We start from the raw sequence: 25,766 nt of genomic DNA, 5'->3' as shown, positions 1-25,766 counted from the left end.
TATACCAGGATATTATTTATCGAAAAATCCTGGCTCAAAGCGTTCTTGAAACAATGACGTCCCTAAACATATTACAGAGAGATTACGCAGATATAAAAAAGCCCACTCGGACAATGGGCAAAAGTTAAAAAAATCAAGTTTTGTTTACTCTGTAAAAAGAACAAGATACACGAGGACTCAAATAACACTGACCATCCTTGTATTCCTCATACAACACAATTGTGAAGTATGACCAGTGCTGGTAAAAACATAGCAACTGTTTTTTAAACCATAATTCAACCAGGCCAGTGAATTTTAAAACAGGCGATAACGCTTTTTGTTGAACACCAGAAAATTCAGCACTGACAGACAAAACAAGTGTGAATTTGCAATTTTGTAACATGTCAAGCAGAGAACATTAGCAGACTAATGACACAAAATAAAAAAAGTATATCTTTATATCACTTATGATCCTATATTCACCTTTTACTTATATAAAAAATTTATTGCCAATCCGTTTACTTTAACTTCATTACGCTTTTCTCTGTAGCTGATGCATTGCCTGGAAGGCATGCAATAAAAACAACGTACACATAGTTATATTCGCCCCGACATGGCCAGATGAAGGGGCATTTTTTTCAATGCCGCCACTGCGTTTTACATGTGAGAAAAAACTAACTCACTTCAAAAATATAGCCCTGCCCACGGATATTCCGGATCACATAACAAAAATCCGGGTACCATACAGAAATTTTTTGCCGTAAACGTGCAATAATAACCTCAAAGGAGTGATTTTTTTCCCCTCCCACCTCCATACGAAACTGGAGTAATATTTCAGCTTTATTCAATACCCTGCCTTTATTGCGCATCAGTACCTCAATAATCAGCGACTCGAATGGAGTAAGCTTTATCTCAAGCCCATAAACTGAGAATTTCCGTTTCCGCAGGTCATACTGGAAAGGATCTATTTTTAAAATTTCAGAGAAAAAACCGTGATTGCGTCGAGTAATCGTATCCAGCCGTGCAGACAACAGCCTGGCATCTTCAACATAGCTGTGGCAGTCAACGGCACCTGCTCGCAACAGCAAAACTTTATCCTGCCAGCAGTCTCGTGTCAGGGAAACGACAGGGATATGGCTTGCCCACTTAATAACGGATAACAAAAAACGTATCGCTACAGATATAGTATAGGGCGTCACATCAAGGATGACTGCCTGTGGATTATAGCTTTCTTTATATTTTGGATAAGCACGAAACGTTTCACAATGTTCATATTTAATATCCAGCACGTTATTATTTTCGAGAAAAACAGTGTGTAAATGATGCGCTCTTAATTTATCCTGAGTGATTAGTAAAAATCTCATAACTCATCCCTTTCTTGCCGAATATAATTTTGAATCCATAAAACAATAAAGATTCAGCTCGCCACCAGGAAAATGGCGAAACATATCCATATGATTATTTTGAGAAATTATGATTTAGCTATTTCTGATACATTACAACATAAAATATTTTAAAACCCCCATTAAAGACATAAAAAACCATAATTACGCCTGCGATTCAATATAACACTCCAAATGACCCCGTGTCACATCGCTTTTCATGCTTTCTTAAACCTCAGTTCAACAAAATAAATCATCAGCAGAGGCGTTTTATAATATTTAATATTATTTTCCCAACTTTATTAACCCATTTAACGTTAAGTTTATTATTACAAAACAACCACACTAAAAATAAGACTATAAAGCAAGATATAAATACCCAACGTTTCTATTACAGAATTCGCGGATAAAAATAAGACCCTAACATGCCTGATATTTACTCAATAAAGAATTTCAACAATCGCGAGAATAACCACGAACAATCTCACCATAACAGGGCAACGGCGGGCAGAAACGATCGGCACAGGTGCATTGTTTTTTTAGTTTTCTGTCAACCACCTGAATATTCAGAATAATATTTTTGGCATCCGGTTTGCAGTCTCCTTGTAACGTCATGTTATGGGGAGAGAGAAAATGAGTGCAACAACGACCCTGAACAGAACGCTTGGCAGCGTCCGCTTATGGGGGATTGCTGTCGGGCTGGTCATTTCGGGAGAATATTTTGGCTGGAGCTACGGTTGGGCGCAGGCTGGCACCTTAGGTTTTCTTATTGTCGCGCTGGCGATAGCCGCTATGTACTGCGCGTTTATTTTTAGCTTTACCGAGCTGACCACCGCGATCCCTCATGCTGGCGGCCCTTTTGCTTACGCTTGCCGCGCCTTCGGGCCTGTCGGCGGTTTTATCGCGGGCTTCGCCACCTTAATTGAGTTTGTCTTTGCCCCACCGGCCATTGCGATGGCGATTGGCGCATACCTTAACGTGCAGTTTCCTTTACTGGATGCCAAATGGGTCGCCTGCGGTGCATATCTTATCTTTATGACACTCAATATTCTCGGCGTGGGTATCGCCGCGACCTTTGAGTTGATCGTTACTCTGCTGGCCATTTTCGAACTGCTGGTCTTTATGGGCGTGGTCTCACCCGGTTTTTCCTGGGACAATTTTACCGCGCACGGCTGGGCAGGCGCAGACAGCTTTAGCGGCCAAACCTTACCAGGCATGTTTGCCGCTATCCCTTTTGCTATCTGGTTTTTCCTCGCAATAGAAGGTGCGTCTATGGCTGCGGAGGAAGCCAAAGATCCTAAGCGAACCATTCCCCGCGCCCTGGGCGGCGGGATCCTGACCCTGACAGTGCTCGCCATCGGCGTGATGATTTTCGCAGGCGGCGTGGGCGACTGGCGCGCGCTCTCAAATATCAACGATCCGCTGCCGCAGGCCATGAAAACGGTGGTTGGCAGCAGCAGTGGCTGGCTGCATATGCTGGTATGGCTGGGGCTTTTTGGCCTGGTCGCCTCGTTTCACGGCATTATTATGGGTTACTCGCGGCAAATTTATTCGCTGGCACGAGCGGGTTATCTTCCGGCAAGGCTTGCCAGGCTTAACCGTAGAACGCGCACCCCGCAGTTGGCGATCCTGGCTGGCGGCGTCGTAGGGATTGCGGCTATTTTCTCTGATTCGCTCATCACCATCAGCGGCATGCCGCTCACCGCCTGCATTGTGACGATGTCAGTATTCGGCGCTATTGTTATGTATATCGTCTCGATGGCGGCGCTGTTTACGTTACGTCGTCGCGAACCGACGCTTGCGCGCCCGTTTAAAGCGCCGCTGTATCCGTGGGCACCCGCATTTGCGCTGGGAATGGCGGTACTCTGCCTGGTGGCGATGGTCTGGTATAACCCCCTGCTGGCGCTGCTCTTTGCGCTGATGATGTCAGGCGGTTATCTCGGCTTTCGTAAAACGGCGCAGGCACGTGAACGCGCAGCAGCCGACCCGCTACTGCGCGCGCTCTCCTGAGGAGGGAATATGTATAAAACGACGCTGGCACGCCGCACGTGGCAGTTTGCCAGCCTGAAAGACCTGCTGGCAAAAGCGTCCCCTGCCCGCTCCGGCGACATGCTGGCGGGTCTTGGCGCAGAGTCGGCAGAGCAGCGGATGGCGGCAAAAATTGCGCTGGCCGATGTGCCGCTGCGGGATATTCTCGCCACACCGCTCATCCCCTATGAGCAGGATGAGGTCACGCGGCTTATCATTGACACGCATGATGCCGCCGCCTTTGCGCTGATTGCGCATCTGACAGTTGGCGAATTTCGTGACTGGCTGCTGGCAGACACGACCGATACGGCCATTCTGAGTCATATCGCCCCGGCAATCACCCCGGAAATCGCCGCCGCCGTAAGCAAACTGATGCGCAACCAGGATTTGATCCTGATTGCCAGCAAGTGCCGCGTGATTACCCGCTTTCGTAACACCATCGGGCTTCCCGGCCATCTTAGTGTGCGCCTGCAACCCAATCACCCCACGGATGATATCAAAGGCATCGCCGCCAGCACGCTCGACGGCCTGCTGTATGGTGCAGGCGATGCGGTCATCGGCATCAATCCGGCCAGCGACAGCCTGCCGGTGCTCAAAAAACTCAACCAGATGCTGGATGACATCATCACGCGCTTCGCCATTCCCACACAATCGTGCGTACTGACCCATGTGACCAATACCCTGGCGCTAATGGAGCGCGGCACGCCGGTGGATCTGGTGTTCCAGTCGGTGGCTGGCACCGAGGCGGCGAACAGCGGCTTCGGTATCAACCTGGCCTTGCTGCAAGAAGCCAGAGAGGCGGCACTGAACCTGCAACGTGGCACCCTGGGCGATAACGTAATGTATTTCGAAACCGGTCAGGGCAGTTGTCTGTCGGCGAATGCGCATCACGGCGTAGATCAACAGACGTGCGAAGCGCGCGCCTACGCCGTGGCGCGGCATTTTAAGCCTCTGCTGGTCAATACCGTGGTCGGTTTTATTGGCCCGGAATATCTTTATGATGGCAAACAGATCATCCGCGCCGGGCTGGAGGATCATTTTTGCGGCAAATTGATGGGGCTGCCGATCGGTTGCGATGTCTGTTACACCAACCACGCCGAGGCCGATCAGGATGATATGGACACCTTATTGACCCTGCTGTGCAACGCCGGGCTGACGTTCCTGATTGGCGTGCCGGGCGCTGACGATATTATGCTGAATTACCAGAGCACCTCTTTTCACGATGCGCTGTATGCCCGCCGCCTGCTGGGGTTGAAACATGCGCCGGAGTTTGCCGAATGGCTGATGCGCATGCAGATAATCGACAGCCACGGCCAGCTGCGACTAACGGGCGCTAACCATCCGTTGTTGAGCGTCTTACCGCAAGGGGAATTCGCATGAGCGCCCCGGATGCCTGGTCGTTGCTGCGGGAATTCACCGCAGCACGCATCGCGCTTGGCCATTGCGGCGCCAGCCTGCCAACCCGTGAAGTCCTCAGTTTTGGCCTCGCCCACGCCCAGGCACGAGACGCCATCCACCAGCCTTTTGACAGCGAAAGCCTGGCAAACACCCTTAATGAGATGGGGCTGCAAACCCTGCAAGCACACAGCGCCGCCGCCGACAGGCATACCTTTCTTCAGCGCCCGGATCTGGGAAGAGTATTGAGCGAAGAGAGCCGCGAGGCCCTCACAGCCCGGCGCACGCCCGCACACGATCTTTTGCTGGTGGTCGGGGATGGCCTGTCGTCTTACGCCGTCCATCGCCAGGCGCCAGGGCTGATTGCCGCCCTGCAACCTTACCTGCAAACCCTGGGCATTACACTCGGCCCGGTGGTACTGGCGCACCAGTCCCGCGTTGCGCTGGGCGATGACATCGGTGAAACGCTCGGCAGCAAAGCCGTGGCGATATTGATTGGCGAGCGGCCGGGTCTGTCATCGCCGGACAGCCTCGGCGTCTATCTCACCTGGCAGCCGCTGCGCACGCGTATCGAGTCCGAGCGCAACTGCATTTCTAATATTCGCCCGCAAGGGCTGAGCTTTGATGCCGCGGCCTTTAAACTGGCGTGGCTGCTGGAGCAGGCTTTTTTACGTAAATTGACCGGTGTAAAGCTCAAAGATGAGAGCGATAACCCGGCGCTGCACGGGCGCGTCACGCCACGCATAGCAGGCGTCGGCTAACCCTTCAAACACGTCCCGTCTGTAGAGTGCCTGCTATACTCACAGCAGTGAAAATTGTGAACAAATAATGGCAAACGGGACACTATGGACGAGAGAAATTCACCGGAAAAGAGTCGTGATATCGATACGCAAGCGCTGAGTGCTATCGCGCTGGCAAATAAGTTAGGCGATATACTGGTGAGTCAGAAACTGCGCGTTGCGGTTGCTGAGTCTTGCACCGGCGGGCAAATCGCCACCTCTTTGTGTGCGGCGAAAGATACGCCCGAGTTTTTTGGCTGCGGGTTCGTCACCTTCACCGATGAGGCCAAAAGCCAGCTTTTGGGCGTCAAGCCGCAAACGCTCGCCCGCTGGACAGCGGTCAGTGAACAGACGGCAATCGAAATGGCCGAAGGCGCGCGAAACGTCAGCCGCGAAAGCGTAAGCCTTGCGGTGACCGGTTACGCCGGGCCGGATGGCGGAGAAGATGGCACTCCGGCAGGCACCGTGTGGTTCGCCTGGTGCTTGCCAGGCCAGCCGCCGCTCGCGGTAAAGCGCCTTTTTGAAGGCGACAGTAAGGCCGTGCTTGAGCAAGCGGTGAAGTATGCGCTGGCGCAGCTTATCGCCCTGTTAGAGTAACGTTTACATCAAGAACGTTGCACGGCGCGTTTTTTATCATTGAATTCAATCAACGCCCCATCAATAATCCCTGAGTCTTCCTCGCGGTGCGCCAGGCTGGCGTACTGCCGCAAACAATAAGGGACGAATGATGAAAATCGTGGTGTTAGATGGCGGCGTACTCAACCCTGGCGATCTGAGCTGGCAGGCGCTGGCGCAACTGGGCGAACTGCACCTGTATGACCACAGCGAGCCGGAGCAGATAGTCGAGCGGATTGGCGATGCCGACATTGTGGTTATCAATAAAAGCCGCCTTGATGAAAACGTGCTTCGCCAGTGCCCGCAGCTGAAGTTTATCGCGGTCACCGCCACGGGCTATAACGTGGTCGACCTGGATGCGGCCAGGGCGCAAAATATTCCTGTTTCCAACGTGCCAACCTACGGCACGGCAACGGTCGCGCAATTCACCACCGCGCTGCTGCTTGAGCTTTGTAACCGCGTTGGCGAACATGATGCGGATGTCCATGCAGGCGGCTGGAGCAAGCAGCGTGAATTTAGCTACTGGCTGAAACCGATGATTGAAGTGGCGGGTAAAAAGCTCGGCATTATCGGCTATGGCCGTATCGGCCAGGCGTTTTCAACGATAGCGCAGGCGCTGGGGATGCAGGTGCTGGCGTACAGCGCGCATCCCAATCCCGCGCTGGAAAGCGACCGCGTGCGTTATGTTTCCCTTGATACGCTGTATCGTGAGGCGGACGTCATCAGTTTGCACTGCCCGTTAACCCCGCAAACCCAGGCAATGATCAACGCCGAAGCGCTTAGCAAGATGAAGAAGACCGCCCTGCTCATCAACGCCTCGCGCGGTGATTTGATAAATGAGCGCGATCTCGCGCTGGCGCTCAACGAGGGGCGCATCGCCGGAGCGGCGCTCGATGTTTTATCTCAGGAACCGCCGCTTGCCCAAAACCCTCTGCTGGCGGCCCAAAACTGCCTGATTACGCCGCATATTGCCTGGGCATCGGTGGAAGCGCGCGGGCGCATCCTGGCCACCACGGTGGAAAACGTGAGCGCATTTCTGCGCGGGCAGCCGCAAAATCGCGTCGATCGCTAAACATTGTTACACCAGGCAGGTGTCGCGCCTTAGCATTACAATCAAAGGTTAAGCGTGCGATCCCTGTCACATTCTTTTGTATGGGCTACGCTTGTTCAAGAGATAAAACAAGAGCGAGGAATTGCCGATGCCATCAACGCCCCCCCTTTTTCCCCCACGCCAGCCCAACGCCGAGCCCAACTCTCCCATGCTGATGAATTGGGCCAAAAATGCCACGCTGGCACCAGCGAGCGCGTGGGTCATACCGGAAAATGAATCTCAGCTACAGGCGGCAATTGCTGGCTGCCAGGGTCGGGTGCGGATTATGGGAACCCGCATGACGCCGGGCAGAATGCTGAGCCTCGGTGGTGAGCAGGACATATTGATAGACCTGTCGCGTTTGCGCGGCAGGCTGGCGTTTGATGACAACAGCGTGACGTTCGCCGCCGGGACGCCGCTGCATGAAGTGTTTGAGATTCTGACGGCGATGGATCGCATGCTGTACGCTTCACCCGGCGTGATTGATATGCAGACGCTGGCGGGGGCGATATCTACCGGCACTCACGGCCAGGGGCTGGCGCAAAGCGGACTGGCTGATGAAGCATTAAGCATTCGTTTAATGGATGCCGAAGGCAATATTTATAATATTGACCGCTATCATCCATGGTTTCCCGCCGCCCAGCTTGGGCTTGGCACCCTGGGCGCTATCACGGCGGTCACCCTGCGCACGCGCCCGGCTACGCGCTATTCCTGTTTTAAAAGCGCCCACAGCGCTGATAACCTGGAAGAGGATCTCCTTGCCTGGAATCAGCAGTGGGCGTTCAGCAAGGCCTGGTGGTTTCCCGACGAGAACAAAGTCCACGCCTGGAATGCGCGCGAAGCCAATGAACAGGAACAGGCGCTGTGGCGTAAAAACCACGGCGATCTGGTCACGCTGGACGAGACCGATGAACAGATGAATGCCACGGTCGATAAAACGCTCGCCCGGATGCGTGACGACACAAAAATCGTTGATGAGAACGGTAAACCGTTTCGCACCGTCACGCGGTTTAAAGACTTTTCAGATGTGATTGGCGATATCTACCAGGTGTTTTGCCGCGGGATCGCCACGCCGCAAATTAATATCGAAATCGGTATTCCACTGGATAAAGCGCCGGCGGTAATACGCCGCATCAAAGCCTGGCATAACGGCGCGCACCCGCATATGCACTACCCGGTTATTTTACGTTGCACCGGCCCGTCCGATGCCTGGCTCAGCCCGGCATGGCAGCACCCGACCTGCTTCTTCGGTTTCGTGGTCTACTACGCGCAGGATGGTTCGCTCTCCGAAGAGGGGCTGGCCTTTTTGCGCGACGTCGAGCAACTGCTGGCTGAAGAAGGCGGCAAGCCGCACTGGGGCAAATATTTCACCCCTGACTTGTACGACTGGCCAACGCTCTATCCGCACTGGGCGCAATTTCAGGCAATTCGCCGCGAGCTGGACCCGCAGGGGAAATTCCTCAACCCGTTTATGCAGGAGCTGATGCGATGAGTCATGGCGCTTTCGCCTGGGCCACACTGCTGACCCAGCCAGGCTATCTGCCGGGCGTGGAGGCGCTGGCGCGTTCGCTGCGCGCCACGGATTCCCGCTGGCCGCTGGTGGTCATGGTAACTGAATCCATTGATGAGACGACGCGCCAGCGCCTGCGCGATGTGGCCTGCATTGTGCGCGACGTCCCGGTGATAGGCCCCAATCCTGCGCTGGCGCACCGCTATGCTAACGCCCGCTTCGCTGAAGTTTGGAGCAAACTGGCGGTGTGGACACTGACGGACTATCAGCGCGTGGCGTTTCTCGATGCCGACATGCTGGTGGTAAAAAACATGGATGAGCTTTTCTCGCAGCCACTGGCGCAGGGCACCATCGCCGCCTGCCATGCCTGTCGCTGCAATCCCCAGCGTATTGCGAGCTACCCGGCAAGCTGGAAGCCGGAGAACTGCTATTACAGCTGGTGTACAGATGATCAAATGCACGCCAGCCCGCCGCCGACGGTTGATAATTACCTCAACGGCGGATTTCTTTTGCTGACGCCCGATGCGGCAGTGTATCAGCAGATGCTGGCGCAACTGGCGGAAAAAGAGGACATTTCAGACTACGTGTTTGCCGAGCAAGACTTCCTCAATGAATTTTTCAAAGACCGCTGGCAGCCGCTGCACTATGGTTATAACGCGCTGAAAACCCTGGCGCAGCAGCACCCGCAAATGTGGAACCTGGCACGGGTAAAAAATATTCATTACATCATTGATAAGCCGTGGGAAAAGCGCCCCGAACCCGGCGATAAGTGGTATGAGCTGCATCGCTTATGGTGGGACAGCGTCTCCTCTTCATAATGCCAGCAACACCTGGGGCGCGCCCTGCTCCGGGTGCTGCGTCACATGCACCTGCGCGCCGTACCATTTACGGATCACCTCGCGCTGGATAACGGCTTGCGCCGTGCCTGCCGCCACAATTTTCCCCGCGTGGAGCAGTATCAGTCTGTCGGCCCACAGCGCGGCAAGGTTCAGATCGTGCACCACCACGCAGACATGAAGCGGACTGCCGCGCGTAAGATGCTTAAGCAGGCGCAATAACTGCTGCTGATGATAGAGATCCAGCGCCGAGGTTGGCTCATCAAGAAATAACCACCCTTGTGGACCACCATCCTGCCAAAGCTGCGCCAGCGCGCGCGCCAGCTGCACGCGCTGCTGCTCACCACCGGATAGGGTGTTATAGCGCCGCCCGAACAGCGCGCTGCAGCCAGTCAGCGCCATCACCTGACGCACAATGCCCTGCTCATCCGCCAGCGCCCAGGGCGCGCGGCCCATCGCCACAACCGTTTCCACTGACCAGTCGAAGGGCAGCTGCGTCTGTTGTAACATCACCGCCCGGCAGCGGGAGAGTGCTCGCGCAGACCAGTGCTCCAGCCTGCGCCCGGCCAGGGTACAGGCCCCCGCATCCGGCGCAAGATAGCCTGTCAGCAGGCGCAGCAACGTTGACTTCCCTGCACCGTTCGGGCCAATCAGCGCCACCATCTCACCCGGCGCCAGCGTTAATGAGACATCATCAATCACCGGGCGCCCTCCCCTGCGAAGCTGCAACTGCGCGGCGGTTAAAACGTTATCCATAAGCAGCGCTCCGCTGGCGAAAGATTAGCCATAAAAACCAGGGCGCGCCCAGCAGGCTGGTGAGCAGGCCGACCGGCATCTCCGCCGGAGCAACCAGCGTGCGGGCGGCGGTGTCGGCAAGCAATAACAGTATCGCGCCCGCCAACAGCGAGGCTGGCACCAGCGCGCGATGATCCGGCCCCAGCCACATGCGCATCAGGTGCGGCACCACCAGCCCGATAAAACCAATGATGCCGCCGATAGCCACAGACGCGGCGACCAGCAATGCGCTGCACAGCAGCAAAAGCCGCTGCATCAGCCGGACGTTGACGCCCAGGTAGTGCGCCTCTTCATCCCCCAGTTGCAGCAGGTTGAGCACCCGCGCAACGCGCCAAATCAGAAGCGATGCGGGCAACATCAGCGAGGCGACAACCAGCAGCGTTGACCACTGCGCTTGCCCCAGGCTACCCATTCCCCATAGCGCCAGCTGGCGCAACTGGGCATCGTTACTCACCCACGACAACACCCCCACGGCGGCACCGCACAGGGCGTTGATGGCAATCCCCACCAGCAACAGGCGTGATAACGCGCCGCCTCCCGCCTGGCTCAGCAGAAAAATCGCCGCCATCACCGCCAGGCTACCGATAAAGGCTGCCAGCATCGGCGCATACAGCGCCACGACCGCCGGAACCGAGAACGGCAGCACCAGCCAGCAGGCGACCGCCAGTGCCGCCCCGCTACTGACGCCCAGTAACCCAGGATCGGCAAGCGGATTACGAAACAACCCCTGCATCACGCAGCCGGAGAGCGCCAGCGCACCGCCCACCAGTAACGCCAGCAGCACGCGCGGCAGGCGTATTGTCAGCCAAATCTGGCGCAGCGCATCATCGCCGCCTTGCCACAGGCGAAACACCGGCAGCTGCATCGCGCCCTGGGTGGTGGCCAGTAGCGTCAGCCCAAGCAACAGCAGGGACATGCCCCACAGTTTTGCCAACACCGCGCGGCGCGTCATGGCAGTTGCTCCGCCCGCTGACGCAGCGCCAGCACCGCCCGTGGCGTGCGTAAGCCAAACGCCAGCAGCGCCACATCATCAACAATGAAGACCTGTTTATGACGCCCTGCCGGAGTTTGCGAAAGGCCCGGCAGCTTCCACAAATTTTCTTCTCCGCCGATGCTTTTTACCCCATCTTCAGAAATCACCACCAGATCAGGCTGGCTGGCGATGACACCTTCTTGCGACATGGCGCGATAATGGCTAAAACCCTGCATCGCATTCTCCAGCCCGGCTTCACGAATGGCACCGTCTGCGGCGGTCTCCTGCCCGGCAACCAGCGAATCCATGCCGCCATGACTGAGGATAAACAACACGCGCTTATGCAACGGCTGACGCGGCAGCGCGGCTATCTCCACATCCAGTTTCTTACGCAAAACGGCCGCTTGCGCTGTTTTTCCGGTCGCGCGCGCAATAAGCGCCACTTTTTTATCAATGCCCGCGAGCGTATAACCACCGGGCACCGGGACTACCGTGACATGATTTTTCTCTACGGTTTGTAGCGCCATTGATGGCCGTGCCTGCGCGCTCGCCAGCACCAGCGTCGGGCGCAAAGAGAGGATGCCCTCCGGGTTGAGCTGGCGCACGTAACCCACATCCGGCAGTTTTTGGGCGCTGGCAGGCCAGTTACTGGTACTGTCGCGTGCCACAAGGCTCTGCCACGCCCCCAGGCCATAGAGGATTTCGGTTACATCGCCGCCCAGCGAAACAATCCGCTCACTCGCCGCACTGCAGAACGGCAGCAGAAACGCCAGCAGGGTTAGCGCTTTTTTCATGTGCACAGCCCCTCACGCGCCAGCGCATCAATTTGCGCGCGCCACAGCACCTGTTCCGGGCTGCCTTCGCTGCGCTGCCCGTAAAGCTGGGCGATTTGCGTACCGTCACTGGCAAATAATTCCAGGCTGGTGACGTGCCCGTCGGCGGTCGGTTTACGCGTGATCCAGCTCTCCGCGATTTCATTAACGCGCAGATGTAGTGTGAATTGTTGGTTGAAGATATTGAGCCAGCCGGGGATCGGGGCAAGCTTCTCAAGCGCGCCGGTGAAAATTTGTACACACCCACGATTACCGACAAAAATCATGATTTCGTTGCCTTCAGACTGTACGGTGTCCAGAAGCCGGGTCAGTGCACCGTTGTCCACCAGGCACGCCAGCTCGTCATCGACCAGGCGAAACGCCTGCTGGCGCGAGACATTATGCTTTTTCAACAAGTTGAAAAACTGGTGCACATCATTCATTGCCCGCCATCCCTGGCGCAGCGCCTGCGCATCGGCAGATTGCGCATATTGCGCGGGCACCACGGCTTCCAGCGCCAGCGGCAGGCTAGCCTGTGCCGTAAAGCGCGCCACCAGCTCGCGCCAGGCGCGGAGATCGGTTTGCGCGGTGGTGTAGACTTTAAGCAGCGCATCACCGTGCCTGTCGAAAAACTGGATACTCTGGCGCTCGCCCCGCGAGGTTTGCTCGCAAAGGTAAAAAGCGCTGGCCCACTGGTTGATAAAAAGGCGCAAATCGAGCGCGCGCGGGTTCAGCACCAGCCCCGCATGTTCGCCCAGATGCTGGTGGGTAAAGCGGCCCATCTGCTCATGCACCGCGTACGCATTACGACAGATGCATTTGGTCTCTCCCACCGTTTCGAGCGCGGTAATAATGGCGCGTATCTCCTCGTTAAGTCGTGTGGCATCGTGCCCCACCCGCGCCTGCGTTAACTCAGCCTCGCTGATGCCTATTTTTGCAGCGATATCGCGCGCAAAGCTGATGGGTTCGTTCGTTTTGATAGTCTGATACTGTTGCCAGATGGCGCTATAATCTTTTGTTGAAACAGCCATTTGAAGCTCTCCCTGAAATGATGAGTCCCCCGCGTAACCGGGGGACATGCGATTAGAAATCCACACTGACGCCCAGCTGCCAGCTCCGCCCAGGCATTACCGCCAGCGCTTTGTCCCAGGCATCCCGCCGGGTTGTCTCTTCCTGTGTTCGACTGTTCAGATAATCCCAATATTTACGGTCGGTAATGTTGAAGACGCCGCCGTTGATTTTGACGTTTTTCGCCACCTGCCAGTAGGCCGTCCAGTCCAGCAGGCCGTAACCCGGCACGCGCATATAGCGATTGCTGGCGTCGGCAACCGGCGTGCCGCTGTTATTGTAGGTTTCGCGGGTGGTAGCGCTGGCGCGTTTGCCTTTGACAAAGGTGGCGGTCAGCGCAGTACCGTAGCGCTGCGCCGGATCGTCCCAGGCAAGACCCACCACCGCTTTCATCGGCGCAACGCTATCGAGCGGGATATATTTATCGCCCAGATAGCGGGATTTCGATTTCCCTTCGTTATAGCCATAAGCCAGCACCGCGCTTAGCCCGTCAGCTTGTTCAAACCAGTGGCCGACGTTAATTTTGGCGCTAATTTCGCCGCCATAGATAAAGGCCTTGTCGCGGTTTTCCGCCTGGTAAGTGGTATAGATATTGGACGGAACATTGACGAACTTATCCGGGCTGTCGGCACGGCGATAGCGGGTGTAAGCGATAAAGTTTTTGTAGCTGTTATAGAACAGCGCCGTGCGCAGCGTAATGCCTTCGACAGGCTCGCCCTTCACGCCCCACTCCAGATTGTTGCTGGTTTCGGTATCCAGACCGCTGTTGCCAATCAGCGCGTACTGGTTTGGCCCGGCGTAGCTGGAGGCAAGGTTCCAGGAACCATACAGCTGGCTGGCGGTGGGGAACTGCGCGCCGCGCTTATATTGCAGATACGTCATCAGGCGTGGCGTGAGGTCGTACTGGAAAGTGAGCGACGGTAGCAGTTCGGTCGAGGAATTTTTGCCATACAGGGTTGAGACGTCCGACTCATTCAGCACGTCATTGGTGGTCGTCAGGCTGACCAGATTGTCCGGTTTTGTTGACTGATGCACTACGCGTGCGCCCGGAATGATAGCGAAGGCGTGTCCCGCCAAATCGTAATTGATCTGATCCTGCACAAATGCGCCCAGCGTATAGCTGCGGCTGTCGGCCTCCGGTTGCATGATAGCGCTAAAGGCGCTGGCGATCGGCGTCTGCCTGAAGGGGCGCTGCGTTTTACCCAGGCTTACATTCACGCCGGCGCTGAGATCGTGGCGACCCAGGCTTTTTGCCAGCGTGCTCTGCATGCCCCAGGTATCGGTATCATAACTGGAATAGATGGTTTGCATGCGCGCGGTGATGATGTCTGGCATCCAGGTACGATCGTGAGCTTCAGTATGCTGCCAGTACACTCGGGTCGAGAGACTATCCAGCCAGCCGTTTGCGGGTGTCCAGTCATCTTTCAGGCTGAGACCCCAGCGGCGAGTCTGGGTGGTTTGCAGCGCCTGGCCTATAATCGCGCTGCTGGCATTGTTCCAGGCAGCAAAATTGGTGTGGTTCGTTTTGTGATAGAAGTCTGCGGTACCGGTGATTTTGTGCGCTTCGTTCGGCTGCCAGATGGCGGATGCCATTAACGCGTCGGAGTGCCAGTTCGCCGGGTACGCATTATGCGTGCCGCTGTTATTGCGCGTTTGTTGCCCGTCGCGGCGGCTATACACGATAATCCCGCGCAGCGTCTCATCCCCCAGCGCGCCGGTGATACCGTTGTGCCAGCTGCGATCGGCGGAGTCGTAACCGCTACGGTAGCCAAAAAAGGTCTCTTTACCCGGATTGAGATATGTGTCAGGGGATTTTGGCAGGAACGAAACGCTGCCGCCGATAGAGGTGTGGGCATTGTCAACGGCGGTCGCGCCGGACTGAATATCAACGCCACCGTACATATAGGGATCGATATAATCACGCCCAATGCCAAAGGTATTGAGACCCGCACGGCTGACATAGCTGCGCCCGGTCGCATCCGGCTGCGCAATCCCGTCAACATCAATGCCGACACGGTTGCTCTCCAGCCCGCGGATGTTATAGCCGGTGTAGCCGCCACGATCAAAACCGCTTTTACCGTGCCCGGAGCCACCGCTGGCTCCTGTCGCGCTGATTAACGGCTCGTAGCGCATAATCGAGCCAAAGTCGTTAGCGCCTTTATTTTGCAGATCTCCGGCGCTGAGCGTGTGGTTGCTGCCCGCTTTCAGCTCCGGAGCGGGCGCGGTGACCACCATTTCTTCCGCATTATCGTGCGAAGAAGCATGCGAAGCGGGTGCGAATGTTTTGGTATCAGCCGCGCAGGCGGAGGTCTGATACAAGGCTGCGAGTAGTGACGTCACCAGTGCGCTTTTATTCAGGCGCGGCCGGGAAAGTTGCGATATACACATAGTGTTTATTAAGCCTTCATATTTATTAGTATCAGGCTCACGTCTTTCTTCCAGTGGTTTCGCATCATGGCGCCATGCCAGCGCAGAACGCTGCCCGGTCACTCTTATCATGCGACATGGATGATAATGATAACCATTACCACTTGCAATAGTTTAATGACGGGCGATTTAAAAATATAAAGTAAGCGTTATTAAATAACTCATTAAGTGAGGTTAAATAAAAACATCACGTAATAAAAAACCGGAAAAATGAAAAGGAAATAAAAACAAAAAATAGCCACAAAAATTTACTGGTTATCTATCAACGAGATAAGGCGTTTTAATAATGATATATTTATTAAAAACAACATTACAGATTATTTCAAAACATTAACTTTAAGGTTAATCCTATACTAAAAATTAGGAATATTCACATACTGGTGGGGTAACGAAAATGCGTTTGCATGCCCTCAGGCACAGACCGGATTTCCTGTTCCTGAGGGTCTCTTTTTGCCGCATTAATCCCTTCCATTGTTCAATACGCCACCATGCCAGGCAGTAAGCTATTTTACGCGGCGTACAAAATGAATGGCAAAGCGAAACGAATCTTATGATTTCACAATTTGTACCGGGCATTTTATTAAGCATATATTGCGCAATAATAACGCGGGTAGAACTGTGCAGATATAAATGGAAGGTTTTATTTTCTGTAAGTTATTTCAGATGTCAGGATCCGCTTAGCCATTTTTTCGACCAAACGTTGCTTTGCAACAGGAAGAATTAAAAAATCCATACCAGTGTCGTTAAAAAACACAACACCGGATTGCTCCCGGCGAGCATTTGCAACAAACTGCTCTACTACCTGTTCGATTTTAGAATTTTCACCCACTAACTAATTTTGTATATTTTGTTCATAACCTCTGTTTCAGCACATTAATAAATATTGATCAATCATATTTCTTCCTGCTCCTGAGAGTTAAAAAAAAATAAAACGAGCCGTTTCCGACCCGTTTATTTCGCCCTGGTTTGTTAATTGACCAAAGGGTATGAGGACGACTATTTACGGCCGCCGCCGTGGCTCTGTTGCCCGCCTTTTTTTCCGGCTTCGGAAGCACGATCGGGGTCATTTTTGAAGTTACCCCCGCTATGCTGCCCGCCTTTGCGTCCTGCTTCGGAGGCTTTTTCACGATCTTCTGCGAAATTACCGGAACCGCCTCTGTGCTCTGCCATATTATATCTCCGATTTTGTCTTTCGATATAACCGATACGCTATTAAGAACCATATCGATCGCGTTGCATGATTAAGTTTGGCTACTTATTAAAATTAGTCAAACGAAAAACTTAAATATCTCATAAAAAATAAAATGTCACATTTTGTTATTTATAAAAAATGGTGCAAAACAGAAAAAAATGAGTAAGTTGCGAAAAGCAACATTCAACTTGTTAATTCTTAGTAAAAAACAAATAAGCGAATCGGTAATACCGCCTCGCTCACCCGATATATCCTGTGGTATTCAAACATTGCGACCATAATAAATTACGCACCGGTAAATTTTGTGCAGACTTAATTTACTGAGGACTAACGAAATGGAGGAATATATGCATCCGGAACATCAATCTTGTGCTGAAATGTGTTACAAATGTGCCGCTGCCTGCGAACACTGCGCGCTGTCCTGCCTGCAGGAAGACGATATGGCCATGATGCGTGAATGCATCAAGCTGGACGTGCAATGCGCCTCTTTATGCCGCCTCGCCGGGCAGTTTATGGCGCTTGAGAGCGAGCATTTACAGCAGGTCTGCCGACTGTGCGTAGACGTATGCCGGGCCTGTGCTGAAGAATGCGGGAAACACCAGCACGATCATTGCCAACGTTGCGCACAAGCGTGCCGCGAATGTGCAGAAACCTGCTTGCGTATGGTGGCGTAAACCAACGTGCATACCTGGCCCACTGAAGCCGTAAGCCGCACTGGCTGGCGGCTTCGCTGGGGGCATTGACTCGCTTAAGGCGAAATAACCTTACCGATCGCTGCGGTAAAATCCCCCCAGCCAGACGCGTTAACCTATTCTTCTGCCGCGCTGCGCAGGCAAAACCAAAAGCATGCAAGTTACCCCTACTAATATTAAGAGTATATTTTTAGCCTCGCTTTACTATCCTCGGCGATAAGAAAAATCTAAACAGCGAGGAATAACGAATGCTAAGCAAAAAGCTGGCACTTTTTCTCCCGGTGCTGCTGGTCGGTTGCGCAATAAGCGATACACAAATGCGTCAACGCTATGCAGAGCATTATTATCAACCACCAGAATATGTCGCCCACTGGCAGAAAAAGAGCGCGACGATGAGCGTGAATGAGCTGGCGGTGGAAGGTGCAGCCATGCAGAAAAAACGCCTGGCGGGTAAATCCCGCATGAAGATTGATGATTCTGTATACATTGTGGATGTCCATCCGCTAGAGAATAAAGTGGTATTTGAATACGCTTTAACGCAGGAGTGGTTAGCGCTCTCTCCTGCCGCTCAGCAAAAGCGGCAGAAAATGATGCAGAAAGATTTAATTTACCGGACCTGCTCTCTCGAAACGGTAAAACTGGCGCAGTTTAAAGGACTGGAAGAAGTGCATAATTACTATTCTCACTACCCTGATACCCTCGCCTTTACCCTGCACACCAGTCGGCAGATTTGCAATGAAAATGGCTTCCCGCGCTAACGCCTTCTGAGTTCACTTTCCCCACGTATCAAGCTGTCACGGCTTGATACGCCCACGTTATGTTTGCATCCCTTCGCCAGCACGATAAAACGTTGTACTTTTTATTTTGTTATAATATAACATATCATTTTACACAAAATGATACCCAGGGAGATGTTATGATCATGAGAAAAACCGCTTTTGTTGTTGGGATGAGTGTATTACTCGGCGCGACACAGAGCTTCGCGCACGAGCATCATTACGGCAAGCCGTTAACAGAAGTTGAGCGTAAAGCCAGCGAGGGATATTTCGCAGATAAAGACGTAAAAGACCGCGCGCTCAGCGACTGGGACGGGATCTGGCAGTCGCTGAACCCTTATTTACTTGATGGCAGCCTCGACCCGGTACTTGAGAAAAAAGCGCAGACGGGCGATAAATCCGTCGCAGCGTATCGCGCTTATTATAAAAAAGGCTACGCCACTGACGTGGAAATGATTGGTATCGAAAATAACGTCATGGAATTTCACGTAGGTAAAGCGGTGAACGCCTGTAAATATAATTACGCGGGTTACAAAATCCTTACTTATACCTCGGGTAAAAAAGGTGTGCGTTACTTGTTTGAATGCAGCGATGCCAACTCAAAAGCGCCAAAATATGTTCAGTTCAGCGACCATACTATCGCCCCACGCCAGTCTCAGCATTTCCACATTTATATGGGAAATGAATCTCAGGAGGCGCTGCTAAAAGAGATGGATAACTGGCCGACCTATTATCCTTATAATATGACCAAAGCGCAGATTGTCGACGAGATGCTGCACCACTAATGGCTACAGGCGGCACACGCGCTGGCATGTGCCGCCAAAGTGTCAGGCTGTACGGGTAATCGGCATGATATTATTCGGGATGAACAGGTGCGGCTCCACGCTGCTGATACTGCCAAACCCGTTGTGATGCACGGTTAGCAAACGGCTGCGGTTAAGTTCAGCCACCACCCCAGGCGTGATATGGAAACTTTTTGCCACTTCCTCATGTGCCAGCCCCGGTTTACGCGAGCGGCGCTCAACGCGAAAACGGTGCTGATTGTACCTGGCCCAGATAATCAGTAAGCCGCCATACGTTGCCGCAACAATAAGATAGATAACTACCGAGCTAAAGTTTGAGGCAAACGGGCGTGGCCCGATATTCGGCTGGGCAATGAATGCCCGCACCATTCCGGCGTAAATAAGCCAGAGAAATCCGCTCCAGGCGATCAGTGTTAAAAGTACATCTGTAAACTTTGGAAACCAACGACGTTCGGTGAAAATTAATGGCTGGTGCATAACTACATCCTCCCAATGCCGCGATCCGGGCTAACCCAACGGGCGCGGGCGCGATGGCGCCTGAGCATCACTTTCGGGAAAGCCACCAGAGTGGTGAAAAGACTTAACATCCAGTAAACGACCGGAAACCAGATGACCCAGAACAACGATTTGGCAATCCCTTTCTCATAGCGCCTGTCAATCAAAAGACTGACAAAGAATTGCAACAAACAGACAGCGCCAAGCAGAAGCCCGGTAAACTCCGGCGGTAAAATCCGGTGAATCAGCAGATTTTCCGGCAGCGTCACCACCAGGCTGAGGAAGAACAACAAGATGCTAATAGCGTAAGAAAAGGCCCAAATTGTCGACAGGCAAAATTCCGCAAATAACACCCACATACGCCGGAACTCCCACGCCCACAGCCGACGTATATTTACCAGGAACACTTCTGCGCCGCCCTGCGCCCAGCGCAAGCGCTGCTTCCACAGCCCTTTGAGCGTTTCCGGCATCAATATCCAGCACAGCGCGCGCGGTTCGAAGAAAATCGCCCAGTGGCTAAGCTGTAACTTCCAGCTAATGTCGATATCTTCCGTGACCATATCCGGGCTCCAGTAGCCCACTTCCGCCAGCGCACGGCGGCGAAACGCGGTGATAACACCGGAAACGGTAAAGATTTGCCCATACACGCGCTGAGTACGTTTGATAAGACCAATAATTGAAGAGAATTCCCCGACCTGTACCCTGCCAATCAGCGTTGAGCGGGTACGAATGCGCGGGTTGCCAGTCACCGCACCGACCCGCGGGCGCTGTAATAACGGAGCGACCAGATAAGCGGCGGTGTCCCGCTCCAGCAGCGCATCACCGTCAATACAGACTAAAAAATCGCTGCGGGCCGCAGCCGCACCGGTATTCAGCGCCACCGCCTTGCCCTGGTTTTCCGCCAGATGGATAACCCTCAGCATCGGATACTCATCGGCAAGCTCGTCCAGCACCTCTGCGGTGTTATCGGAAGAACCATCATTGATGGCAATGATTTCAATATTTTCATAGCGCTGCGCGGCGGCGGCGGCAATGGTTTCCCTGACGTTTAACCCTTCGTTAAAGCACGGGATAAGTATCGAAATCAGCGGATTGCCATCAAGGACAGGTGCCGGAACCTCCTCACCCCAGGGCCAGTGCCGCTCCCGGTGTAGCCAGAAATAGATGCCGCCCGTTATCCACAGCGCCGACATAAACAGCGGCCAGAAGAAGACGAAGTTCAGCACCACTGAACCGGTGAACAGCGCTACCGCACCCAGCGGCAGGCCCAGCACCAGGCAGAGCATCAGTAAAGCCAGAATTCTGTCAATCATTTTTGGGATACCAGTCAGGGGAGAATGCCGGACGTACCTCTGACATCTCCGGTTTACCTTCAATAAAATCATCAGGGTAATAGCCGATATGCGCCGCCCCGCTCAGCTGGAGCTGCGTCATCCATTCAGCCAGTTGCTTACCGCTAATATCCGCATGCTCATCGTCTTTGCGCCAGTCAAGCCCCTGAAGTTCAAAGAGGGTTTTATTCAGCGCGCCGGGACGTTTCGCCACGGCAGTGACCAGACTGTCCAGCCAGGCATTGCTTTCACTAAGAGGGACGTTCTCCATCAGCGGCATCGCCATCGGCGCTGTCCAGTCGTAGGTAGCCAGGAAATCATCAAGATTCTGCGCAAACCAGGCTTCGCTTTCGGGTTGCAGGATGGGCATCGCATAAATGTTGCGCGCTGTTTTTACCTGCGGGCCGCGAATAGCGTGCACCGCTTTTGTCAGCTGTTGCGTAAAATCAATCAGATAACGACTTTTGTAGCGCGTCCAGCGCTGAAACTCCTGCGGATTGCTGCGAATATCGCCGATGTCGCCGCGAAACCCTGCGGCGCGATACGCCTGCATAGCATCCGGCCCGGCATCTTCGAAATCAGATAACAACGCATCATCGTGGAACAGCACGCCATTGAACGTCGCCTGCCGCGCCAGGTCTTCATAGATTTCCGTGATGCGTTGCCGGGCCTGCGGGTTCCACGGAGAGAGCCGCTGGTACTGCTTCGGATCGACTCGCGCAACGCCAGTGCTTTCGTCCCAGCGCTGAACGCGCGGAATAGATTTATCGAGATCAAACGCCAGCACCGGCATCCAGGCGTAGATCCTGACGCTTGTGCGGGTATGAAGCTGCCAGGAGAGATAACCGAACAGATCGGCGCGTACCGGCAGCCAGCGGTTAGGAAAGTAGAGCGACTTCACGGTACCGTCGCCCTGCGGATCGGCATACGCCTGTAAAAAGACGTGGGTGACGCGCATGTCCCACACACGCTGGATCAGTTTGTCGATATTCTTTTTCTGCTGCACCGGATCGGCGTCATACACATAATCCAGATCGATATGCATCACCCTCGTGGTCACTTCTTCCTGGATCTCGACCACTTCATCGGCAAACTGCTTCAAATCCGGGTTACGGGAAACCAGTACGCGCGGAATATTGCGCAGATCGTTGATATCGCCCAGGCCTCTTTCGAGGGTAAAGGCAAGCTGGTAGCCATGCTTTTCGGCAATGGAAAGCGTGGTGCCGTTCGCCTCGCCATAAGGCCAGACCCAGGCGCGGGGCGCTTTGCCGGTCACTTCTTTAATTTTTTCTGTGATACGCCGGACATCCGCGTCAATGCGTTGTGTGAACTGCTCTTCAGTTTCGTACTGGCCGGTCGCTTTGTTGTACAGGCGGTTAGCCACCGCCGGGAGCGCACTACCTTGCGGGTTAGCCTGGCCGCCATAGTGTGAGTTCCAGGTATGGGAGCCGATTTCCACCAGCGGCGACTGGCTGACTTCACGCACCATATCCCAGGTCGCAAATTTAGAACGCGCGGTCATCAGGCCGCCAAAATCCACTTTCTGATCGCCAGGCATATCGACCCAACTGCCAACCGGTGCCCACAAGGCCGGGACTTTGTACGCTTCAAGCAGCGGCCAGACGCGAGTGTAAAAACTGCTAAAGCCATCGTCGAACGTCAGTAACACCGCTTTGGGTGGCAAAGGCGCGCCGCCGTTTCGTGCATCGAGGATTTGCTGCACGCTCACCGGCCGGTAGTCATTTCTTAAAAGCCAGGTGATTTGATCGCGCAGCGCCGAGGTACGCACAGAAAGGTAGCGCTGATCCGCACCGCCATCTTCCACATCGTGATACGCCAGCACCAGAAAGCGGTTGGCGGGCCACGGGTGATTTTGCGCTTCAGAGTGCCGCTCAGCGGGCGGCAGGTAGCGCATTTTTTCTGTGTTGCCGCATGAGGCGATGAGCAGTAATCCCATGGCAAGCAGTGCAAAACGAAGCATATGTCTACGCATGAAATATCCTTAGAACCTCAAATTCATATCAAAGGCCACGCCCAGATTGCGCTCGCGTTTGCCATCATAGGGACGTTTATCCCACATCACCGTTACGCCTACATCCAGCACATTATTGAGCTGCACTCGCTGACCATATCCCAACTGGGTGATAAGCCCGGTTCCCTGCCCTTTTTGCCAGTACGCGCCAGCGCCTGCGGTAATCAGCTGACTCCAGACAGTCTCATAACGGCGGTAAAGAATATGCTCGGCAGAAAGGCCTGGCGTGACGGAGAGATCGCGCTTCGGGTTGTAGTAAGGCACGTTCTCTTTGCTATTAGTGCTGGCGCTGATATCAGGCGTGAGATCGAGGGTAAAATAGGGGCGCGTCAAAAGCCGCTCTTTACCCGTTAAGCCATATTCCACGCGCCGGTTTCCATCGGAGAACCAGCCTGGCGCAATGCTGAGCTGATATTCGCGACGCTCGTTGTGATACCAGCGAACAAACGCCTGGCCGCCATTGGCGGTGACGCCGTTACGCAAGGCCCGCAGCGGCGTGCTTGCAGAGAGCCGTTCTGCCGTCGCGCCGACGCGCCAGTGGTCGCTAAAATCGTGCCAGAGAGAGAGCCGCGCGCCCAGTTTGTTGCCCTGGCCAAAGTTCTGATTAGAAAGCGCCGCTTCCACCCAATAATCACGGGCAGTGAACTCCACGCCGCCCAGCACATCACGGTTATAGCCGCTCCCCTCTTCAAACCGTCCGGTAACAAAATTAAAACCGGCAAAGGGCCGCCAGTGTTCGGCAAGCGGAGGGCCATACAGCACGGAATTCCAGGTAAAGTCGCGTGAGCCGCTAACCGGGCTATCGGAAGAGATGCCTTTGCTGGCGTTAATGCGCAGCTCAGATTTATGGTGAATGTTTCTCGCCCGCGCGAGTTGCCGCGTTGCCGAACTTTCCGGGCTGCGTTCAACAGCGTTATCAGTAAGTTGCTCAAACGCCCGCCACTGCTGGAGGGTTTGCGCGTTATACGCTTGCTGAATGATAAGATTCTGGTTAAGCGGCCCCAGCGCCTCGGCAATTTTTAGCTGCACTTGCGCCGCGCGCGGCAGGCCGCGAGATGCAAGCACCGTGGCATAATTGATTCGCACCTCCTGATTACCCGGCGCGGTGCGTGTCATCTGCCCGGTCAGCTTTTCGGCCCCGGCGAGATCGCCTGTCAGGGCGTAATACTCCGCCAGCTGTAACTGATTAATCAGCCATTGATCGTTGGGTGTTTTGACCGTTGAACCGTAGTCATGAACCTGATACGGCGTGATGGCAATCATCCGATCGACGATACGTTTTGCCGCCGGTAAATTATTGCTCTCCATTGCGGCATAAAACATATCGGGCTGGGTAACATTGCCCGGATTACGGCTGAATAACTCGTACGACTCCTCCGGGCGACGCTGTGCCAGCAGAGCCGTCGCCACCCAGAGATCGGTATAGCCCGGCAAGGGTTGCCCGTCTGCCTGCAGGGATTGCGCCTCCTGCACCACTTCGGCATAACGCCCGCGTGCAAACAGCGCCCCAAGCCTGTCGATACGTGCGGTGCGGTAATCTGCCTGGGCTTCTGGCTTGAACTTCCACTGCGCCAGTAACGAGTCATAACGCGCCAGCGCTTTATCGGCCACGAGAAAACGTTCGGATTCGCCACGGGACGTAATCTGCGCGATACGCACCAGCTCCGCCGCCGCGTCCAGCTCCAGGCGGCGGGTTTTCGCTTCGGGTAGCGTCATTGAACGCGAAAGGTTCAGCGCAGGATCGGCGATCCGGCTGGCGGTCCAGGCATCCAGCACATCGCTTTTCACCGAGGCATTATCCCTGTCGTGCTGCCAGGCTTTGGTCATGGCAAACAACTGATCCCAGTTTTTGCCTTCCGCGCGCCAGACATAGCCCAACGCCTGATAACTTTGCAGGCTGGGGTCGTCCTGTACCAGCTGCTCAGCCTCAACCAGCGCCGGGATATTTTTTTGCGCGTCCACCAGCGTCAGCACCCGGCCTGCCCGCAGCCCCTCGTCGGAAGAGGCTTTCTGGCGCGCGCGTTCCCACAGCGCCAGCGAGGTGTCCCACTGCTTAAGGTTACGGTAAGCGCGTGCGGCAGCCGTAATACCGCGCACCGGGATGTCCATCTGTAAGTGATAACGCTCCCAGACGCGGACCACGTCGCGATCGCGCCCGGCCCACCCCGCCACTTGCAGCCAGTCTGCCACCTGGCTCACGGTCAGCGTACTGTGTTGTTCCCGTTCTTGCAGCCAGGTAAGTAGCGCTTGCGTCTGGCCGTTGCGTGCTTGCAAAACTAACCGATCATATACAGCATCGGCAGCCGTTGCAGATGCGGAAAATAATATAAAACCCAACGCCCAGGCGAGCCTGGAGTGTTTATAGAAGGGACGTTGACTGCGCATATCTCTCCTTAAATATTTATTCCATACTTGCAACGGTTCCATCAGGCTATTGTTCCCGCGAATATTTAAATGCGTAATAACGGGAAAGTATGGGTTTCCGAAAAAAAGGTAATAGAAACCTCATACAGATTTATTTCCGGAGAGAAGAATAAATCTGACCTGAGATGTACTTTACACGTAAAATCAAAGAGTAATATCTTCACCACTCAGTTTTCACGCACCGACTTAAATCTTTAACAATAAACGTAAGAACAGCGTAATAAGCGAAAAAAACGCTTACTTCTCCATTGAAATGTTATTCCCGGAAAATTTACGGGAATTTTTATTATATTTTTATGACAACGAGCGAGCCATTTCCCCAAAACACACGG

At 54.2% G+C, this 25,766-nt stretch carries 22 protein-coding genes; 10 read left to right on the top strand and 12 right to left on the bottom strand.

What is annotated here, in order from left to right; translation table 11 throughout:
- Positions 1-653 precede the first annotated feature (653 nt).
- Complete coding sequence (locus tag ACTU3N_RS19380) at positions 654-1,343, bottom strand: winged helix-turn-helix domain-containing protein (RefSeq protein ID WP_443087763.1); 690 nt, start codon at positions 1,341-1,343, stop codon at positions 654-656.
- Between the two features lie 651 nt (positions 1,344-1,994).
- On the opposite strand from ACTU3N_RS19380, the gene eat reads away from it, so the two are divergent.
- The 7 genes from eat to ACTU3N_RS19345 all read left to right on the top strand — a co-directional run bounded on the left by eat (position 1,995) and on the right by ACTU3N_RS19345 (position 9,596).
- A complete protein-coding gene (eat, locus tag ACTU3N_RS19375; RefSeq protein WP_443087762.1) occupies positions 1,995-3,371 on the top strand; it encodes an ethanolamine permease in 1,377 nt (458 codons plus the stop codon).
- A 9-nt stretch (positions 3,372-3,380) separates the two neighbouring features.
- The gene (locus ACTU3N_RS19370; RefSeq protein ID WP_443087761.1) at positions 3,381-4,769 is read left to right on the top strand and encodes an ethanolamine ammonia-lyase subunit EutB; all 1,389 of its coding nucleotides are present in this window, start codon (positions 3,381-3,383) and stop codon (positions 4,767-4,769) included.
- Positions 4,766-5,545, top strand: a complete 780-nt coding sequence (gene eutC, locus ACTU3N_RS19365; protein ID WP_443087760.1) for an ethanolamine ammonia-lyase subunit EutC — start codon at positions 4,766-4,768, stop codon at positions 5,543-5,545. Before ACTU3N_RS19370 ends, eutC begins: the two co-directional genes overlap by 4 nt.
- Before the next feature lie 84 nt (positions 5,546-5,629).
- Positions 5,630-6,160 carry a 2-oxo-tetronate isomerase gene (locus ACTU3N_RS19360; protein WP_443087759.1) on the top strand — a complete coding sequence of 177 codons (531 nt, stop codon included), beginning with the start codon at positions 5,630-5,632 and terminating at the stop codon, positions 6,158-6,160.
- Between the two features lie 130 nt (positions 6,161-6,290).
- Positions 6,291-7,250: a D-2-hydroxyacid dehydrogenase gene (locus ACTU3N_RS19355; protein ID WP_443087812.1), complete on the top strand. Its 960-nt coding sequence runs from the start codon at positions 6,291-6,293 to the stop codon at positions 7,248-7,250.
- A 127-nt stretch (positions 7,251-7,377) separates the two neighbouring features.
- Positions 7,378-8,760, top strand: a complete 1,383-nt coding sequence (locus ACTU3N_RS19350; protein WP_443087758.1) for a D-arabinono-1,4-lactone oxidase — start codon at positions 7,378-7,380, stop codon at positions 8,758-8,760.
- A complete protein-coding gene (locus tag ACTU3N_RS19345; protein WP_443087757.1) occupies positions 8,757-9,596 on the top strand; it encodes a glycosyltransferase family 8 protein in 840 nt (279 codons plus the stop codon). The genes ACTU3N_RS19350 and ACTU3N_RS19345 overlap by 4 nt, the downstream gene beginning before the upstream one ends.
- Here the strand turns inward: ACTU3N_RS19345 and ACTU3N_RS19340 are convergent.
- From ACTU3N_RS19340 to ACTU3N_RS19310, 7 genes are all read right to left on the bottom strand, one after another.
- Complete coding sequence (locus ACTU3N_RS19340) at positions 9,591-10,370, bottom strand: heme ABC transporter ATP-binding protein (protein WP_443087756.1); 780 nt, start codon at positions 10,368-10,370, stop codon at positions 9,591-9,593. The genes ACTU3N_RS19345 and ACTU3N_RS19340 overlap by 6 nt on opposite strands.
- Positions 10,363-11,361: a FecCD family ABC transporter permease gene (locus ACTU3N_RS19335; RefSeq protein WP_443087755.1), complete on the bottom strand. Its 999-nt coding sequence runs from the start codon at positions 11,359-11,361 to the stop codon at positions 10,363-10,365. The genes ACTU3N_RS19340 and ACTU3N_RS19335 overlap by 8 nt, the downstream gene beginning before the upstream one ends.
- Positions 11,358-12,176, bottom strand: a complete 819-nt coding sequence (locus ACTU3N_RS19330) for a heme/hemin ABC transporter substrate-binding protein (RefSeq protein ID WP_443087754.1) — start codon at positions 12,174-12,176, stop codon at positions 11,358-11,360. Before ACTU3N_RS19330 ends, ACTU3N_RS19335 begins: the two co-directional genes overlap by 4 nt.
- Entirely contained in the window at positions 12,173-13,225 is a 1,053-nt protein-coding gene (locus ACTU3N_RS19325) for a hemin-degrading factor (protein WP_443087753.1), read from the bottom strand. Before ACTU3N_RS19325 ends, ACTU3N_RS19330 begins: the two co-directional genes overlap by 4 nt.
- Positions 13,226-13,277: 52 nt before the next feature.
- Entirely contained in the window at positions 13,278-15,602 is a 2,325-nt protein-coding gene (locus ACTU3N_RS19320) for a TonB-dependent receptor domain-containing protein (protein WP_443087752.1), read from the bottom strand.
- 727 nt (positions 15,603-16,329) lie between these two features.
- On the bottom strand, positions 16,330-16,518 hold the full coding sequence (locus ACTU3N_RS19315) for a hypothetical protein (RefSeq protein WP_443087751.1): 189 nt from the start codon (positions 16,516-16,518) through the stop codon (positions 16,330-16,332).
- Between the two features lie 167 nt (positions 16,519-16,685).
- The gene (locus ACTU3N_RS19310; protein ID WP_443087750.1) at positions 16,686-16,859 is read right to left on the bottom strand and encodes a general stress protein; all 174 of its coding nucleotides are present in this window, start codon (positions 16,857-16,859) and stop codon (positions 16,686-16,688) included.
- Between the two features lie 462 nt (positions 16,860-17,321).
- On the opposite strand from ACTU3N_RS19310, the gene ACTU3N_RS19305 reads away from it, so the two are divergent.
- From ACTU3N_RS19305 to zinT, 3 genes are all read left to right on the top strand, one after another.
- Positions 17,322-17,555, top strand: coding sequence for a four-helix bundle copper-binding protein (locus tag ACTU3N_RS19305; RefSeq protein WP_443087749.1), 234 nt, complete (start codon positions 17,322-17,324; stop codon positions 17,553-17,555).
- A 266-nt stretch (positions 17,556-17,821) separates the two neighbouring features.
- On the top strand, positions 17,822-18,331 hold the full coding sequence (locus ACTU3N_RS19300; RefSeq protein ID WP_443087748.1) for a hypothetical protein: 510 nt from the start codon (positions 17,822-17,824) through the stop codon (positions 18,329-18,331).
- 158 nt (positions 18,332-18,489) lie between these two features.
- Entirely contained in the window at positions 18,490-19,134 is a 645-nt protein-coding gene (zinT, locus tag ACTU3N_RS19295; RefSeq protein WP_443087747.1) for a metal-binding protein ZinT, read from the top strand.
- Between the two features lie 42 nt (positions 19,135-19,176).
- On the opposite strand, the gene pgaD is transcribed toward zinT, so the two are convergent.
- From pgaD to pgaA, 4 genes are read right to left on the bottom strand one after another with little or no spacing between them, the layout of a single operon-like run.
- Positions 19,177-19,629 (bottom strand): poly-beta-1,6-N-acetyl-D-glucosamine biosynthesis protein PgaD, encoded by a 453-nt coding sequence (pgaD, locus tag ACTU3N_RS19290; protein WP_443087746.1) that lies wholly within the window; start codon positions 19,627-19,629, stop codon positions 19,177-19,179.
- A 2-nt stretch (positions 19,630-19,631) separates the two neighbouring features.
- On the bottom strand, positions 19,632-20,960 hold the full coding sequence (gene pgaC / locus ACTU3N_RS19285; protein ID WP_443087745.1) for a poly-beta-1,6-N-acetyl-D-glucosamine synthase: 1,329 nt from the start codon (positions 20,958-20,960) through the stop codon (positions 19,632-19,634).
- Complete coding sequence (gene pgaB / locus ACTU3N_RS19280; protein ID WP_443087744.1) at positions 20,953-22,971, bottom strand: poly-beta-1,6-N-acetyl-D-glucosamine N-deacetylase PgaB; 2,019 nt, start codon at positions 22,969-22,971, stop codon at positions 20,953-20,955. The genes pgaC and pgaB overlap by 8 nt, the downstream gene beginning before the upstream one ends.
- Positions 22,972-22,980: 9 nt before the next feature.
- Positions 22,981-25,395 carry a poly-beta-1,6 N-acetyl-D-glucosamine export porin PgaA gene (pgaA, locus tag ACTU3N_RS19275; RefSeq protein WP_443087743.1) on the bottom strand — a complete coding sequence of 805 codons (2,415 nt, stop codon included), beginning with the start codon at positions 25,393-25,395 and terminating at the stop codon, positions 22,981-22,983.
- Between the last annotated feature and the right edge of the window lie 371 nt (positions 25,396-25,766).

Origin of the sequence: Vagococcus sp. WN89Y, from assembly GCF_052220145.1 — a bacterium.
In the GTDB taxonomy this organism is placed as follows: Bacteria; Pseudomonadota; Gammaproteobacteria; order Enterobacterales; family Enterobacteriaceae; genus Kosakonia.
Note: the sequence above shows the minus strand (reverse complement) of the source record. Positions and strands in the feature narration are given on the sequence as shown.

Coding starts and splice junctions, on each gene's coding strand:
- ACTU3N_RS19380 (WP_443087763.1), bottom strand. CDS start 1,343: ATGAGATTTTTACTAATCACTCAGGATAAATTAAGAGCGCATCATTTA.
- ACTU3N_RS19345 (WP_443087757.1), top strand. CDS start 8,757: ATGAGTCATGGCGCTTTCGCCTGGGCCACACTGCTGACCCAGCCAGGC.
- eutC (WP_443087760.1), top strand. CDS start 4,766: ATGAGCGCCCCGGATGCCTGGTCGTTGCTGCGGGAATTCACCGCAGCA.
- pgaD (WP_443087746.1), bottom strand. CDS start 19,629: ATGCACCAGCCATTAATTTTCACCGAACGTCGTTGGTTTCCAAAGTTT.
- pgaA (WP_443087743.1), bottom strand. CDS start 25,395: ATGCGCAGTCAACGTCCCTTCTATAAACACTCCAGGCTCGCCTGGGCG.
- pgaB (WP_443087744.1), bottom strand. CDS start 22,971: ATGCGTAGACATATGCTTCGTTTTGCACTGCTTGCCATGGGATTACTG.
- eat (WP_443087762.1), top strand. CDS start 1,995: ATGAGTGCAACAACGACCCTGAACAGAACGCTTGGCAGCGTCCGCTTA.
- ACTU3N_RS19350 (WP_443087758.1), top strand. CDS start 7,378: ATGCCATCAACGCCCCCCCTTTTTCCCCCACGCCAGCCCAACGCCGAG.
- ACTU3N_RS19360 (WP_443087759.1), top strand. CDS start 5,630: ATGGACGAGAGAAATTCACCGGAAAAGAGTCGTGATATCGATACGCAA.
- ACTU3N_RS19300 (WP_443087748.1), top strand. CDS start 17,822: ATGCTAAGCAAAAAGCTGGCACTTTTTCTCCCGGTGCTGCTGGTCGGT.
- ACTU3N_RS19370 (WP_443087761.1), top strand. CDS start 3,381: ATGTATAAAACGACGCTGGCACGCCGCACGTGGCAGTTTGCCAGCCTG.
- ACTU3N_RS19340 (WP_443087756.1), bottom strand. CDS start 10,370: ATGGATAACGTTTTAACCGCCGCGCAGTTGCAGCTTCGCAGGGGAGGG.
- ACTU3N_RS19305 (WP_443087749.1), top strand. CDS start 17,322: ATGGCCATGATGCGTGAATGCATCAAGCTGGACGTGCAATGCGCCTCT.
- pgaC (WP_443087745.1), bottom strand. CDS start 20,960: ATGATTGACAGAATTCTGGCTTTACTGATGCTCTGCCTGGTGCTGGGC.
- ACTU3N_RS19325 (WP_443087753.1), bottom strand. CDS start 13,225: ATGGCTGTTTCAACAAAAGATTATAGCGCCATCTGGCAACAGTATCAG.
- ACTU3N_RS19310 (WP_443087750.1), bottom strand. CDS start 16,859: ATGGCAGAGCACAGAGGCGGTTCCGGTAATTTCGCAGAAGATCGTGAA.
- zinT (WP_443087747.1), top strand. CDS start 18,490: ATGATCATGAGAAAAACCGCTTTTGTTGTTGGGATGAGTGTATTACTC.
- ACTU3N_RS19335 (WP_443087755.1), bottom strand. CDS start 11,361: ATGACGCGCCGCGCGGTGTTGGCAAAACTGTGGGGCATGTCCCTGCTG.
- ACTU3N_RS19355 (WP_443087812.1), top strand. CDS start 6,291: ATGAAAATCGTGGTGTTAGATGGCGGCGTACTCAACCCTGGCGATCTG.
- ACTU3N_RS19330 (WP_443087754.1), bottom strand. CDS start 12,176: ATGAAAAAAGCGCTAACCCTGCTGGCGTTTCTGCTGCCGTTCTGCAGT.